This window comes from Galbibacter kalidii (assembly GCF_026241135.1).
Lineage (GTDB): Bacteria > Bacteroidota > Bacteroidia > Flavobacteriales > Flavobacteriaceae > Galbibacter.
This window is the reverse complement of sequence record NZ_JAPFGA010000066.1, coordinates 1-988: the sequence shown is the minus strand read 5'-3', so window position 1 is coordinate 988 and position 988 is coordinate 1. Positions and strand designations below refer to the sequence as shown.

Genomic DNA, 988 nt, shown 5'->3' with positions numbered 1-988 from the left:
TGCCATGGCGGCAATGACGGTTGGGCGGAAGCAGTGGTATCAGGGGGGACCCCGCCTTATAGTTACCAATGGGACAATAATGCCGCCATATCAAAAACAACGGATCTTTCACAGGGAGCATATGGTGTCACGGTCACCGACAGCCGGGGATGCCAGGTATCGGGAAGTGTGACCATTACCGCTCCTATGGAACCTTTACAAATAGATTATACGGCCTTTGACCGTCCAACATCCATCGGGGCTTCCGATGGTTGGATACGGGCAGAAATCACGGGCGGCACCGCACTGGCCGACGGCAGCTACAATTATGTTTGGCGTGATGAAAACGGTAGCGACCTAAACGGGCAGGCCACCGCTTCGGTTACCGGAGGTGGCACCTATCAAGTCCAACTGGACAACCTTCCTTCAGGGACCTATTCCCTGACCGTGGAAGATGCCAATTACGGGGCGGCCACCACTAAGGACGGTTGTACGGTCCTGGAAAGCCCTTTTACCCTTTACGAGCCTATCGAGGCCACCATTGAAGAGGTGCTGCCCATATCCTGTAACAGTGCCAACAGTTTTGAAAACCCGTTTTCGGACGGGGTGATCATGGCCACTGTTGAGGGTGGGGTGCCTTTTGATACCGGTGAACCCTATAGCTATCATTGGAAAAAACAGGATGCTTCCGGCAATTGGGTGGTGTTACCTGAGCAGACCTCGGAAATAGCAGCAGACCTTTCTGTTGGGAACTATGCCCTGAACGTGGAAGACAGTATGGGCAATGTCATTGGGGTATATCAGGGCAATACCTTAGTGGAAGCAACAGATGTAGTATACGACCTTGGGCAGCCTGAGCTTTTAACGCTAAGCTTTTCCAGCACGGCCATTTCCTGTGGGGCGGGGAACGATGGTACGGCCACCGTACAGGTAAACGGGGGCAGTGGCGACTATTTTATAGCCTGGTCCAACGGGGCCACAACGGCCACTGCCACAGCCCTTATAGCCG

The 988-nt window shown here is 53.8% G+C and carries 1 protein-coding gene; it reads left to right on the top strand.

Annotated features, from left to right (window positions below):
- Nucleotides 1-988, top strand: a 988-nt coding sequence (locus OOZ15_RS19865; protein ID WP_265958180.1) for a SprB repeat-containing protein, incomplete at both ends; no start/stop codon positions are given.